This is a genomic window from Salmonella sp. 2018103 (assembly GCF_026247685.1).
Lineage (GTDB): Bacteria > Pseudomonadota > Gammaproteobacteria > Enterobacterales > Enterobacteriaceae > Salmonella > Salmonella enterica.
On record NZ_CP111029.1, the window covers coordinates 2884685 to 2898280 of the forward strand.

Consider the following 13596-nt stretch of genomic DNA (forward strand, 5'->3'; position numbering starts at 1 on the left):
ACCTGTTCCGTGTTAGCGTGTCTTAATAACCAGACGATTACTCTGTTTTACCTCTTCCATCACTACGTAAGTTCGGGTGTCGTTCACACCTGGCAAGCGCAGCAACGTCTCTCCCAATAGTTTTCGATACGCTGACATATCCGGTACACGGGTTTTCAACAGGTAGTCGAAATCGCCGGAAACCAAATGACACTCCTGAATCTCTTCAAGCTTTTGCACGGCGGCATTAAACTGTTCAAACACATCCGGCGCGCCGCGATTTAAGGTAATCTCAACGAATACCAGAAGTGACGCATCCAGATAATGCGGGTTCAACAGCGCCGTATAGCCCTGGATAAACCCCTGTCGCTCCAGCCGACGCACACGCTCAAGGCAAGGTGTCGGCGAAAGCCCTACTCGTTTAGAAAGCTCGACGTTGGAAATACGCCCATCCTTTTGCAGTTCATTAAGAATGTTACGATCGATACGGTCGAGATCTTTGCCAGGGCGCTTCTTGCTATCTACCATTATTATTGTCTCTCTGTATTCCTTCCCTACTCCTGCCTGACTCTACTCACATCACTGTTCAGAGTCGCTGCCCATCACAATAGACCGAAACCCAGAGGGATTAACGGCGCGCAATGCCTGGTCTATGGTGAGAAGACCGTTGCCTCGCGGCAGCTATCGACATCACGAATGGCGTCTGTCCACGCCATGCGTAGATTTCACTAGCCCGGTAAACATGGTATTTACATGCATGATTATGCAGCACATACATAACACAGTTTTTTTCTTCCTCGAATGTTTTCGCAAAACAGCAGGTGATTGTCAAAGCAAAACATCGATTTTTAGTACAACATGCCAGTTATTCATTAGAGAGGGCGGTAAACTGTCATTTCGTCACCTTATAAGTTACCGATTTCAAGTAAAATTTGTGATGATAACGTCGCTGTCCCGGTCGTTCATCGGTTCATGCTATTACACATATTGTTAACAAAATCGTTATGCTCTTTTTTTACGTCTGTAAATTCCCTACAATTCTGCTCATTGTCTGCCAACAACTATGGGGATCTCATGGGCACGACCAAACACAGTAAGCTGCTTATTCTGGGCTCAGGACCGGCGGGATATACCGCGGCGGTGTATGCCGCGCGCGCAAATTTACAGCCAGTACTTATTACCGGTATGGAAAAAGGCGGTCAACTGACTACCACGACGGAAGTGGAAAACTGGCCCGGCGATCCAAACGATTTGACCGGCCCGCTGCTGATGGAACGCATGCATGAACATGCGGCAAAATTTGAAACCGAGATAATTTTTGATCACATCAACAAAGTGGATCTGCAAAATCGTCCGTTCCGTCTGACAGGTGACAGCGCAGAGTACACTTGCGATGCGTTGATCATTGCGACCGGCGCTTCCGCGCGCTATCTGGGGCTGCCATCGGAAGAAGCCTTTAAAGGGCGCGGCGTTTCCGCCTGCGCAACCTGCGACGGTTTCTTCTACCGCAACCAGAAAGTGGCGGTGATCGGCGGCGGTAACACCGCAGTTGAAGAAGCGCTTTATCTGTCCAACATCGCTTCGGAAGTGCACCTTATCCATCGCCGTGACGGTTTCCGCGCTGAAAAAATCCTCATTAAGCGCCTGATGGATAAAGTCGAAAATGGCAATATCATCCTGCACACCAACCGGACGCTGGAAGAAGTGACCGGCGATCAGATGGGCGTCACCGGTCTGCGTCTTCGCGACACGCAGCAGAGCGATAATATCGAGACGCTGGACATCGCCGGACTTTTCGTAGCCATCGGTCATAGCCCAAACACGGCGCTCTTCGAAGGCCAGCTTGAGCTGGAAAATGGTTATATCAAAGTTCAGTCCGGCACCCATGGCAACGCCACACAAACCAGCATCCCTGGCGTATTCGCGGCGGGTGACGTTATGGATCATATTTACCGTCAGGCGATCACCTCTGCAGGTACGGGCTGTATGGCGGCGCTGGATGCTGAACGCTATCTCGATGGTCTGGCCGACGCGAGCAAATAGTTTTTACAAATCAGTAACAAAAGTAAAAAAGGCGACTATAAGTCGCCTTTATTTTTGCGTCGTTGTAACATTGCCCCTGCCTGAAATTCTAATAACTCACCTGCTAAGCGTGCAATGAATAAAACCCGTCAAAAAGAGCTGACCCGCTGGTTAAAACAGCAAAGCGTAATCTCCCAACGGTGGTTGAATATTTCCCGCCTGTTGGGATTCATGAGTGGCGTATTAATTGTCGCTCAGGCCTGGATCATGGCGCGTATCCTGCAACATATGATCATGGAGAACATTCCACGGGAAGCGCTGTTGCTCCCTTTTATCCTGCTGATACTGGTCTTTGTCCTTCGCGCCTGGGTGGTGTGGTTGCGCGAGCGCGTCGGTTTTCATGCCGGACAACATATTCGCTTTGAGATCCGCCGTCAGGTGTTGGATCGTCTGCAGCAAGCCGGCCCTGCCTGGATTCAGGGCAAGCCCGCCGGTAGCTGGGCGACGCTGGTGTTGGAACAGATTGACGATATGCATGACTATTATGCGCGCTATCTGCCGCAAATGGCGCTTGCCGTTTGCGTACCGCTCTTAATCGTGGCGGCGATTTTCCCGTCAAATTGGGCGGCGGCGCTGATTCTGCTGGGCACTGCCCCGCTCATTCCCCTATTTATGGCGATGGTGGGAATGGGCGCGGCTGACGCCAACCGCCGCAATTTCCTGGCGCTTGCCCGGCTAAGCGGCCATTTTCTTGACCGTCTGCGCGGGATGGAAACGCTGCGAATTTTCGGTCGTGGAGAAGCGGAAACCGAGAACATTCGCGCAGCATCGCAGGATTTTCGTCAACGCACGATGGAAGTACTGCGCCTCGCCTTTTTATCTTCCGGCGTGCTGGAGTTTTTCACCTCGCTTTCTATTGCGCTGGTCGCCGTTTATTTTGGCTTCTCTTACCTGGGCGAGCTGAACTTTGGTCATTACGGTACTGGTGTGACGCTCGCCGCCGGGTTCCTCGCTTTGATCCTCGCGCCGGAGTTTTTCCAGCCGTTACGCGACCTCGGCACGTTTTATCATGCTAAGGCGCAGGCGGTTGGCGCGGCGGATAGTCTGAAGACATTTCTGGAAACACCCCTCGCCCACCCGGCGCGCGGCGAAGTTGAGCTGGCGGAAAACGAACCTGTAACCATTGACGCAGTCAATCTTATTATCACCTCGCCAGAAGGCAAAACGCTTGCCGGGCCGCTGAATTTCTCATTAGCGGCAGGAGAACGCGCCGTCCTGGTAGGACGCAGCGGTTCCGGTAAAAGCTCTCTGTTGAATGTATTATCCGGTTTTCTCTCCTATCAGGGATCTTTGCGTATTAACGGTGTCGAGCTTCGCGATCTCTCGCCGGAATCCTGGCGCCAGCATCTCTCCTGGGTCGGACAAAACCCGCAATTACCTGCGGCGACGCTACGCGAAAATGTATTACTGGCGCGCCCGGACGCCAGCGAGCAGGAACTTTATGCCGCGCTTGACGCCGCATGGGTAAGCGAGTTTTTACCGCTGCTGCCGCAGGGAGTAGACACCCCGCTCGGCAATCATGCCAGCAGACTTTCCGTCGGCCAGGCACAGCGTGTAGCGGTCGCCCGTGCGCTACTTAATCCCTGTCAACTGCTACTGCTGGATGAACCGGCGGCAAGCCTGGACGCTCACAGCGAGCAACGCGTCATGCAGGCGTTAAAAGCGGCGTCAAAACGCCAGACCACATTAATGGTGACGCATCAGTTGGAAGATCTCGCCGACTGGGACGCTATCTGGGTTATGCAAGATGGCGCGATTGTCGAACAAGGCAGTTATGCCGAACTCAGCGCCGCCAACGGCGCTTTTGCGACGTTATTGGCTCACCGTCAGGAGGATATTTAAATGCGCGCGCTACTCCCTTATCTGACGCTTTATAAACGCCACAAATGGATGCTAACGCTGGGAATTGCGCTGGCAATCCTGACCCTGCTTGCCAGTATCGGGCTGCTGACGCTTTCCGGCTGGTTCCTGTCCGCGTCCGCTATCGCAGGCTTCGCGGGAATTTACAGTTTTAACTATATGCTCCCGGCAGCCGGCGTGCGCGGCGCGGCCATTACCCGTACCGCCGGTCGTTATTTTGAACGTCTGGTAAGTCATGACGCCACGTTCCGCGTGCTGCAACATCTGCGTATTTACACCTTCAGCAAACTTCTACCGCTCTCCCCCGCGGGTCTGGCACGATATCAGCAAGGTGAACTGCTGAACCGCATCGTTGCCGACGTCGACACGCTGGATCATCTCTATTTGCGCGTCATCTCCCCGCTGGTCGGCGCTTTTGTAGTGATTATGATTGTCACCCTGGGGCTTAGCGTTCTCGACGTGACGCTGGCGATCACGCTGGGCGGCATTATGCTGTTGACGCTGTTTATTATGCCGCCGGTGTTTTATCGCGCCGGCAAAAATACCGGCCAAAATCTGACGCATCTACGAGGTCAGTATCGCCAACAGCTCACGTCATGGTTACAGGGCCAGGCGGAACTCACCATTTTTGGCGCCAGCAAACGCTATCGGGCGCAAATGGAAGCCACCGAATTACAATGGCATGAGGCCCAACGCCGACAGTCTGAACTGACCGCCTTATCGCAGGCGTTAATGCTGCTGATTGGCGCGCTGGCGGTGATGTTAATGTTGTGGATGGCCTCCGGCGGCGTTGGCGGCAATACGCAGCCCGGCGCGCTCATCGCGCTGTTTGTCTTCTGCGCGCTGGCGGCTTTCGAGGCACTTGCGCCCGTTACCGGCGCATTCCAGCATCTGGGGCAGGTTATCGCCTCTGCGCTTCGTATCACTGAATTAACGGAGCAAAAACCGGAGGTGACCTTTCCGCAGGCAGAAACTCCCGCGCCGGAAAAGGTCACACTCACCCTGCGGGACGTTTCGTTTCGTTATCCCGACCAGCCGATTAATGCGCTCAATGCCCTCTCATTACAGGCTAATCCTGGCGAGCATGTCGCTATTCTGGGGCGTACCGGCTGCGGAAAATCAACGCTGTTGCAGCTACTCACCCGCGCCTGGGACCCGCAACAAGGCGAAATTCTGCTCAACGATCTTCCGCTATCCTCGCTGAGCGAATCCGCCTTACGCCGGACTATCAGCGTGGTGCCGCAGCGTGTCCACCTGTTCAGCGCCACGCTGCGTGATAATTTATTACTGGCGGCACCCAATGCCAGCGACGAAGCCCTTTCCGATATGCTGCGTCGCGTCGGCCTCGAAAATCTGCTCGAAGATAGTGGGCTTAATAGCTGGCTCGGCGAAGGCGGTCGCCTGCTATCCGGCGGCGAACTTCGTCGTCTGGCCATCGCCCGCGCGCTGTTGCATGATGCTCCGTTAATGCTGTTGGATGAGCCCACTGAGGGGCTGGATGCGACCACCGAGAGCGAAATGCTGGAATTACTTGCCGATGTGATGCGCGAGAAAACCGTCCTGATGGTGACTCACCGTTTGCGCGGCCTGGCCCGTTTTGATCAAATCATCGTAATGGACGACGGGCGCATCATTGAGCGAGGCACTCATGCAGAATTGTTAGCCGGACAAGGGCGCTATTATCAGTTTAAACAACGTCTGTAAGCTATTATTGAACGATCCGACTTGCGTACTGGAGTTTCGCCGTCATGCGTCTGGTTCAGCTTTCCCGACATTCTATCGCCTTCCCTTCGCCGGAAGGCGCTTTACGCGAGCCTAACGGTTTACTGGCGCTGGGCGGCGATCTCAGCCCTGCCCGGTTGTTAATGGCCTACCAGCACGGGATTTTCCCGTGGTTTTCGCCGGGCGACCCGATTCTGTGGTGGTCGCCCGATCCGCGCGCCGTGCTGTGGCCTGAAAAGTTTCACCTCAGTCGCAGCATGAAGCGCTTTCACAACGCATCCCCTTACCGCGTGACGCTCAATTACGCTTTCGATCGGGTCATTGATGGATGCGCCAATCACCGTGACGAAGGCACCTGGATAACGCGTGGTATTGAGGAAGCCTATCGCCGATTACATGAATTGGGCCACGCGCACTCCATTGAAGTGTGGCGCGATCGGGAACTGGTCGGCGGGATGTATGGCGTCTCGCAGGGGGCGCTGTTTTGCGGCGAATCGATGTTTAGCCGCCAGGAGAATGCTTCCAAAACCGCACTGCTGGTTTTTTGCGCTGAATTTATCCGTCACGGCGGTAAACTTATTGATTGTCAGGTACTTAATAATCATACCGCCTCGCTCGGCGCCATTGAAATTCCACGTCGTGACTACCTCGATCACCTCGCGAGCTTACGTCAACAGCCGCTGGCCTCCCGTTTTTGGGTGCCGCGGACATTATTTTTGCCCCGGAAGTGAATGTTTTCGGCACATTTTTTATTGGGGTGTTATAATTGCTGCCGCAGAATTGGTTTAGCTCATTATCCCGCAGCCCGTTGTCAGGTAACGCCCATCGTTTATTTCACCGTTCCCTTATATGTTGCGCTTATGTCGATACATCAGGCGGTAGTATCAGGGAAAAGGTGTATAACGCGGCGTTGTCGTGTGTCGCGGAATCATGTGCTAAACCTGGTTTGCTGTGTTTTAAACGCACAAATCTTTACTTATCAAAAGAAGTTCGGCATTATCTTGCCGGTTCAAATTATGGTAGTGATACCCCAGAGGATTAGATGGCCAAAGAAGACAATATTGAAATGCAAGGTACCGTTCTCGAAACGTTACCTAATACCATGTTCCGCGTAGAGTTAGAAAACGGTCACGTGGTTACTGCACACATCTCCGGTAAAATGCGTAAGAACTACATCCGCATCCTGACGGGCGACAAAGTGACCGTTGAGCTGACCCCGTACGACCTGAGCAAAGGCCGCATTGTCTTCCGTAGTCGCTAATTGTCTCCTCACGCCCTGAAGGGCGGCTGGATAAAAGGTCGGTTTAACCGGCCTTTTTTGCGTCCATTAAGTCGATGAATGACGAGCAGGTTACTCTTCCACCATCCGCGCATACTCTTCCGTCAAAAAATCGACCAACGCGCGTACGGAAGGTAATAATCCTCGCCGGGATGGGAACACAGCATGAATAACCTCCCGCCGGGGCTCCCACTCTTCCAGCACCGCGACCAGTTCACCGGCGGCCAGTTGTTCTTTCACCATTAAGACAGGTAACTGCACAAGCCCCACGCCCGCCATCGCCGCCTCGCGTAGCGCCAACATGTCTGTAGTAATCATACGCGGGGTAAAATGGACTTCCGCACGTGCGCCCTGCGGGCCGTAAAGTTCCCAGCGGTGGATATGCTTGCCGGATGCAAGACTTAGCCCTGGCCAATGACTCAACTCCGCCGGCGCGGAAGGGATTCCCATCCGTGCGATAAGATCCGGGCTGGCAAACAGGCGATGCCCTCTGTCAGCCAGGACACGCATCACCAGGTCGCTATCTTCAAACGGGCGCGGCCTGACGCGAATCGCCACATCCACCCCCTCCCCTACGACGTCCACCCGACGATTGGTCGCTTCAAGCTGTAGCGAAACATCAGGATAACGCGCCATAAATTTCGCCAGCATTGGGCCGATGTGTACATGCAGCAGCGTCACCGGGCAGGTCAGCTTCACGATACCGCGAGGCTCTACCTGCAATGCGGCAATGGCATCCTGCGCCGCCTGAGCTTCCACCAGCATCGCTTTACAGTGCTCATAGAATGTTTGTCCCACTTCGGTAACGTTAAACTGCCGGGTGGTTCGCTGAATCAATCGCACGCCCAGCCGTTCCTCCAGTTGCGCAATACGCCGGCTCAGTTTTGATTTTGGTTCATCAAGCGCACGCCCCGCCGCGGCAAACCCACCCTCTTCGACCACATGCACAAACCACGCAAAATCATTGAGATCCGTTTTTATCATTACATTGTCCTATTAATGGAACGGTATGAGCCATTTTAGCCACTACCGAACCTTTTGTCATGAATATAAGCTTATTCACATCAAGACAACGCCACTGAGGAGAACACCATGAAACAGATTACAGGCGTCTATACCGCACCTCGCCCGCACTGGGTTGGCGATGGATTTCCGGTTCGTTCACTCTTTTCTTATCAGTCACATGCGCAGCAGTTGAGTCCATTCCTGCTGCTGGATTATGCCGGGCCGCACACATTTACGCCGGGTAATGAAAAACGCGGCGTTGGAGAGCATCCACACCGCGGTTTCGAGACCGTGACGATTGTTTATAGTGGCGAAGTCGAGCACCGGGACTCTACCGGTCGCGGCGGCGTTATCGGCCCGGGCGACGTTCAGTGGATGACCGCAGGCGCAGGCATTTTGCATGAAGAGTTCCACTCCGACGCGTTTACCCGTCGGGGCGGCGAACTGGAAATGGTGCAGTTGTGGGTTAACCTTCCCATGAAGGACAAAATGACCACCCCGGGTTATCAAAGCATTACCCACGATGTTATCCCGACCGTTACGTTGCCGGATGACGCCGGAGTCGTGCGGGTCATCGCAGGGCGTTATGAAGAGACAAAAGGCCCAGCGCACACTTTCTCGCCGCTCAATGTCTGGGATATGCGCCTGCAACGCAATCGCCAGCTTACATTGGCACAGCCGGAAGGATGGAGCACCGCGCTGGTGGTACTGAAAGGCAATATCACGGTGAACGGCACGACGCCGGTCAACGAAGCGCAACTGGTGGTATTGAGCCAGCAAGGGAAAACGCTGCACCTTGAGGCCAGCAGCGACGCCAGCGTATTGCTGTTATCAGGCGAGCCGCTGAATGAACCGATTGTGGGTTACGGCCCATTTGTTATGAACACGAAACAAGAGATCGCAGAAGCAGTCCGCGATTTCAACTCCGGCCGTTTTGGCCAAATCTGAAAACATGAAGGAGAACACGATGTCAAGTCCTGCTAATTTTAATGGTTTGCGCCCGGTAATTGATGTTAACGATTCCGTGATGCTTTTAATCGATCATCAAAGCGGTCTTTTCCAGACCGTAGGCGATATGCCAATGCCGGAATTACGCGCTCGCGCCGCGGCGTTGGCGAAGATGGCGACGTTAGCGAAAATGCCGGTCATTACCACGGCATCCGTACCGCAAGGTCCGAACGGCCCGCTGATCCCGGAGATCCACGCTAATGCGCCACATGCGCAGTATATTGCGCGCAAAGGTGAAATTAACGCCTGGGATAACGAAGATTTCGTTAAGGCGGTAAAAGCGACGGGTCGTAAGACGCTGATCATTGCCGGGACGATTACCAGCGTGTGCATGGCATTCCCGGCCATTAGCGCGGTAGCGGAAGGTTATAAGGTATTTGCCGTGATCGACGCATCCGGCACCTACAGTAAGATGGCGCAGGAGATCACCCTGGCGCGTATCGTACAGGCTGGCGTCGTACCAATGGATACTGCCGCGGTCGCCTCTGAGCTGCAAGGCACCTGGAACCGTGAAGACGCCGCCGCCTGGGCCGACGTTTATACTCAGGTATTCCCGGCCTATCAACTGCTGATCGAAAGCTACAGCAAAGCGCAGGATGTGGTGAAAAACAACGAAATGTTGGATTCACAGCGTTAATTTGCCTCCCCGCGCCAGTTTGGGCGGGGATTATGTCTATTGCATGAGCAAACGACAGTGAATATGTAAATTCTGCTTGACCGTTTTAGCGCAACTCCCTATAGTAGCGCCCCGTTGCCCCCCAAGTGGTCAGGCAGCAATACAATTTGGTGAGGTGTCCGAGTGGCTGAAGGAGCACGCCTGGAAAGTGTGTATACGGCAACGTATCGGGGGTTCGAATCCCCCCCTCACCGCCATATTTAAGAAAGAGTTCGTACGAAAGTACGGGCTTTTTTTTCACATTGACCCGTCCTGAATAGCGTTGACACGTTCCAGACTTAAATCCGGAGAACGTGATGATGACTGAGTTCAAACGCACCCAACGCGATTATCCTCTATCCTTTAAAATAGCCGTCGTTGAGCAGGTCGAAAAAGGCGAGATGACCTATAAACAGGCCCAGCAGCGATATGGCATTCAGGGGCGCTCCACCGTACTTGTCTGGCTGCGTAAATATGGCCGGCTTGACTGGAGACCCGGACTTCCTGACCTGGTGAAGAGGAAACTGCCTGTGGCTCAGACAACTATCCCGCTGACACCCGAGCAAAGAATCAGGGAACTTGAAGAGCAGCTTGAGCTGGCAAACCAGAAAGCTGAGTTTTTTGAGTCCGTTATCAACGTCCTGAAAAATGATTACGGGGTAAGTGTTGTAAAAAAGCGGCCCGGCAAGTCCTCACGCAAAGTCAGGCCCCCAAAATAACAGTTACGCGTGCATGTCAGTTCCTGGGGCACAGCAGACAGGCGTGGTACCAGTACAATACAAGATGTAATAAACGGCAGGAGCATCATGCTCAGGTTCTTGATTTTGTTGCCCGTACCCGGTGCCGTCAGCCGCGAATCGGTACGCGTAAACTGCACTATATGCTGAACATGCAGGCCGATAAAACGCTGAATATCGGACGGGACCGTCTGTTTAATCTGCTGGGTGAATACCGGCTCCTGGTACCCGTGAAACGGGCATATCACAAAACCACCAACAGCCATCATCGCTTTTACCGGCATCCTAATCTGCTGAAACCCGGCCCTGAACAGGTTACCGCCCTTGAGCCAGAGCAGGTCTGGGTCGCCGATATTACTTACCTTCCACTACGCAGCGGCACGGCCTATCTGAGTCTGGTCACCGATGCCTGCTCCAGAAAAATCGTGGGTTACCATGTCGGGGAAAACCTGCAGACAGAAAATGTGGTAAAGGCATTCAGGCAGGCTCTGAGACGGAGAAAAACGACAGGTCCGCTGGTACATCACTCTGACAGAGGACTGCAATACTGTTCGGTACTTTATCAGTCAGTTCATGAGCGAAACGGAATAACCTGTTCAATGACCGATGGTTACGACTGCTACCAGAATGCGCTGGCTGAGAGAATAAACGGGATACTGAAAAATGAGTTTTTACTCTCGCGTCCTGCAGACCTGGCGCAAGCGCGGGAAATAGTAAAAGAGTCCGTGGCAATTTATAACCATGAACGGCCACACCTGGCCCTGAAATACAAAACGCCCGATGATGTTCATCAGGCGTTTTACAGACAAAAAACTGTCAACCTATATCAGGACTAGTCATTAAACCCCCGTCGATTACCGGATGATGACGCAATTTACAAGCGCCTTGTCCGCCTACCGCGAGCACAACACCATCAGGCTAACTATTAGCCGGCATAAAAAAACCGGGCGCTAAGGCCCGGTTTGTACGGCAGTGAAACGAAGATTAATGCGCGGCTTCCGGCTTGTGCTTTTGCGCACTCTGGAAGCCATACGTCAACGCATTTTTCTCTTTATCCAGCGCGACGGTGACCTGTCCGCCGTCAACCAGCGATCCAAACAGCAACTCATTGGCCAGCGGTTTTTTCAGGTTATCCTGAATCACACGCGCCATCGGTCGTGCGCCCATCGCCCGGTCATAGCCCTTTTCCGCCAGCCAGTCGCGCGCTTCCTGACTGACTTCCAGGGAGACGCCTTTCTGATCCAACTGAGCTTGCAACTCGACGATAAACTTATCGACAACCTGATGAATCACCTCGCCAGACAGATGATCGAACCAAATAATGTTGTCGAGACGGTTACGGAACTCCGGCGTAAACACTTTCTTGATCTCGCCCATCGCATCGGTACTGTTGTCCTGATGAATAAGACCAATAGATTTACGTTCGGTTTCTCGCACGCCGGCGTTGGTGGTCATCACCAGCACCACGTTGCGGAAATCCGCCTTACGGCCGTTGTTATCGGTCAGCGTACCGTTATCCATCACCTGCAGCAGCAGGTTAAAGACATCCGGGTGCGCTTTTTCGATCTCATCCAGCAACAGCACCGCATGAGGATGCTTAATCACCGCATCCGTCAGCAGCCCACCCTGGTCGAAACCGACGTATCCCGGAGGCGCGCCGATCAAACGGCTCACCGTATGACGCTCCATATATTCGGACATATCGAAGCGCAACAGCTCAATACCCAACGCTTTTGAAAGCTGTACCGTAACTTCAGTTTTCCCTACGCCAGTTGGCCCGGCGAACAAGAATGAGCCGACAGGTTTATGCTCATGGCCCAGACCCGCACGACTCATCTTAATAGCTTCGGTCAGCGCCTCAATCGCGTTATCCTGGCCGAAGACCAGCATTTTCAGACGATCGCCCAGGTTCTTCAGCGTATCGCGATCGCTCTGCGAGACGCTCTTTTCAGGAATTCGCGCAATTCGCGCCACTACGGACTCAATATCCGCCACGTTGACCGTTTTCTTACGTTTGCTCACTGGCATCAGACGCGCCCGAGCGCCCGCTTCGTCAATCACGTCAATGGCTTTGTCCGGCAGATGGCGGTCATTGATATATTTTACCGCCAGCTCGACCGCCGCACGCACCGCTTTCGCGGTATAACGCACGTCGTGGTGCGCTTCGTACTTAGGTTTCAAGCCGTTGATAATTTGCACCGTCTCTTCTACCGAAGGCTCGGTAATATCAATTTTCTGGAAACGGCGTGCTAATGCGCGGTCTTTCTCAAAAATATTGCTGAATTCCTGATAGGTCGTTGAGCCGATCACTCGGATCTTGCCGCTGGAAAGCAGCGGTTTAATCAGATTTGCCGCATCCACCTGTCCGCCCGACGCCGCGCCAGCGCCGATAATGGTATGGATTTCATCGATAAACAGGATGCTGTTGGTATCCTGCTCAAGCTGTTTCAGCAACGCCTTAAACCGTTTTTCAAAATCGCCGCGGTATTTGGTGCCCGCCAGCAGCGAACCGATATCCAGCGAGTAAATGGTGCAATCGGCCATCACTTCCGGCACATCGCCCTGCACGATACGCCAGGCCAGCCCTTCGGCAATCGCCGTTTTGCCAACGCCGGATTCCCCCACCAGCAGCGGGTTATTTTTACGGCGACGACACAAGACCTGGATCGCGCGTTCCAGTTCTTTTTCACGACCAATCAGCGGATCGATGCCGCCCACACGAGCAAGTTGGTTAAGATTCGTCGTGAAGTTTTCCATACGTTCCTCCCCACCAGCTTGTTCGTCGCCAGTTGGCTGATTGCCGAGATCGGAAGATTGGCTCGGTTCGTCTTTTCGCGTCCCGTGAGAAATAAAGTTCACGATATCCAGACGGCTCACTTCATGCTTACGCAGCAGATAAGCCGCCTGTGATTCCTGTTCGCTAAAGATAGCCACCAGCACATTCGCGCCAGTCACTTCACTACGCCCGGAAGACTGAACGTGGAAGACGGCACGTTGCAGGACACGCTGGAAACTTAACGTCGGCTGCGTATCACGCTCTTCTTCACTGGCAGGCAGTACGGGTGTGGTTTGTTCAATGAAGGCTTCGAGTTCCTGACGGAGCGCCACCAGATCCACGGAGCATGCTTCCAGCGCTTCGCGAGCCGATGGGTTGCTGAGCAGCGCCAGCAACAGATGCTCGACGGTCATAAACTCATGACGGTGCTCGCGCGCTCTGGCGAAAGCCATGTTTAAACTGAGTTCCAGTTCTTGATTGAGCATAGGCACCT

11 protein-coding genes and 1 tRNA gene are annotated in these 13596 nt (G+C 53.7%); 9 read left to right on the plus strand and 3 right to left on the minus strand.

Going from position 1 to position 13596, the window contains the following annotated elements:
* Window positions 1-12: 12 nt before the first annotated feature.
* Entirely contained in the window at window positions 13-507 is a 495-nt protein-coding gene (gene lrp / locus OLG56_RS14050; protein WP_000228469.1) for a leucine-responsive transcriptional regulator Lrp, read from the minus strand.
* Window positions 508-1053: 546 nt separating this feature from the next.
* Between lrp and trxB the strand changes: the two genes are divergently transcribed.
* From trxB to infA, 5 genes are all read left to right on the plus strand, one after another.
* The gene (trxB, locus tag OLG56_RS14055) at window positions 1054-2022 is read left to right on the plus strand and encodes a thioredoxin-disulfide reductase (RefSeq protein WP_000537406.1); all 969 of its coding nucleotides are present in this window, start codon (window positions 1054-1056) and stop codon (window positions 2020-2022) included.
* 114 nt (window positions 2023-2136) lie between these two features.
* The gene (cydD, locus tag OLG56_RS14060; protein ID WP_001044531.1) at window positions 2137-3903 is read left to right on the plus strand and encodes a heme ABC transporter permease/ATP-binding protein CydD; all 1767 of its coding nucleotides are present in this window, start codon (window positions 2137-2139) and stop codon (window positions 3901-3903) included.
* Entirely contained in the window at window positions 3904-5625 is a 1722-nt protein-coding gene (gene cydC, locus OLG56_RS14065; protein ID WP_001202257.1) for a heme ABC transporter ATP-binding protein/permease CydC, read from the plus strand. It abuts the gene before it with no gap.
* A gap of 44 nt (window positions 5626-5669) precedes the next feature.
* The gene (gene aat / locus OLG56_RS14070; protein ID WP_039590826.1) at window positions 5670-6374 is read left to right on the plus strand and encodes a leucyl/phenylalanyl-tRNA--protein transferase; all 705 of its coding nucleotides are present in this window, start codon (window positions 5670-5672) and stop codon (window positions 6372-6374) included.
* Window positions 6375-6685: 311 nt separating this feature from the next.
* Window positions 6686-6904 carry a translation initiation factor IF-1 gene (gene infA / locus OLG56_RS14080; RefSeq protein WP_001040187.1) on the plus strand — a complete coding sequence of 73 codons (219 nt, stop codon included), beginning with the start codon at window positions 6686-6688 and terminating at the stop codon, window positions 6902-6904.
* A gap of 90 nt (window positions 6905-6994) precedes the next feature.
* Here infA and OLG56_RS14085 read toward each other — a convergent pair whose 3' ends face one another.
* Complete coding sequence (locus tag OLG56_RS14085) at window positions 6995-7906, minus strand: LysR family transcriptional regulator (protein WP_000597928.1); 912 nt, start codon at window positions 7904-7906, stop codon at window positions 6995-6997.
* A gap of 108 nt (window positions 7907-8014) precedes the next feature.
* Between OLG56_RS14085 and OLG56_RS14090 the strand changes: the two genes are divergently transcribed.
* From OLG56_RS14090 to OLG56_RS14105, 4 genes are all read left to right on the plus strand, one after another.
* Window positions 8015-8875 carry a pirin family protein gene (locus OLG56_RS14090; RefSeq protein ID WP_000809969.1) on the plus strand — a complete coding sequence of 287 codons (861 nt, stop codon included), beginning with the start codon at window positions 8015-8017 and terminating at the stop codon, window positions 8873-8875.
* Between the two features lie 19 nt (window positions 8876-8894).
* Entirely contained in the window at window positions 8895-9572 is a 678-nt protein-coding gene (locus OLG56_RS14095) for a hydrolase (RefSeq protein WP_000097893.1), read from the plus strand.
* Window positions 9573-9720: 148 nt separating this feature from the next.
* Window positions 9721-9808 (plus strand) — tRNA-Ser (locus OLG56_RS14100).
* A 99-nt stretch (window positions 9809-9907) separates the two neighbouring features.
* A protein-coding gene (locus tag OLG56_RS14105) for an IS3-like element ISSen1 family transposase (RefSeq protein ID WP_094742629.1) occupies window positions 9908-11163 on the plus strand; the annotation gives its coding sequence in 2 pieces (ribosomal slippage) (window positions 9908-10259 and window positions 10259-11163; 1257 coding nt in all).
* A 148-nt stretch (window positions 11164-11311) separates the two neighbouring features.
* On the opposite strand, the gene clpA is transcribed toward OLG56_RS14105, so the two are convergent.
* Window positions 11312-13588: an ATP-dependent Clp protease ATP-binding subunit ClpA gene (gene clpA, locus OLG56_RS14110; protein WP_000934064.1), complete on the minus strand. Its 2277-nt coding sequence runs from the start codon at window positions 13586-13588 to the stop codon at window positions 11312-11314.
* Window positions 13589-13596 lie beyond the last annotated feature (8 nt).

Coding starts and splice junctions, on each gene's coding strand:
- lrp (WP_000228469.1), bottom strand. CDS start 507: ATGGTAGATAGCAAGAAGCGCCCTGGCAAAGATCTCGACCGTATCGAT.
- trxB (WP_000537406.1), top strand. CDS start 1,054: ATGGGCACGACCAAACACAGTAAGCTGCTTATTCTGGGCTCAGGACCG.
- cydD (WP_001044531.1), top strand. CDS start 2,137: ATGAATAAAACCCGTCAAAAAGAGCTGACCCGCTGGTTAAAACAGCAA.
- cydC (WP_001202257.1), top strand. CDS start 3,904: ATGCGCGCGCTACTCCCTTATCTGACGCTTTATAAACGCCACAAATGG.
- aat (WP_039590826.1), top strand. CDS start 5,670: ATGCGTCTGGTTCAGCTTTCCCGACATTCTATCGCCTTCCCTTCGCCG.
- infA (WP_001040187.1), top strand. CDS start 6,686: ATGGCCAAAGAAGACAATATTGAAATGCAAGGTACCGTTCTCGAAACG.
- OLG56_RS14085 (WP_000597928.1), bottom strand. CDS start 7,906: ATGATAAAAACGGATCTCAATGATTTTGCGTGGTTTGTGCATGTGGTC.
- OLG56_RS14090 (WP_000809969.1), top strand. CDS start 8,015: ATGAAACAGATTACAGGCGTCTATACCGCACCTCGCCCGCACTGGGTT.
- OLG56_RS14095 (WP_000097893.1), top strand. CDS start 8,895: ATGTCAAGTCCTGCTAATTTTAATGGTTTGCGCCCGGTAATTGATGTT.
- clpA (WP_000934064.1), bottom strand. CDS start 13,588: ATGCTCAATCAAGAACTGGAACTCAGTTTAAACATGGCTTTCGCCAGA.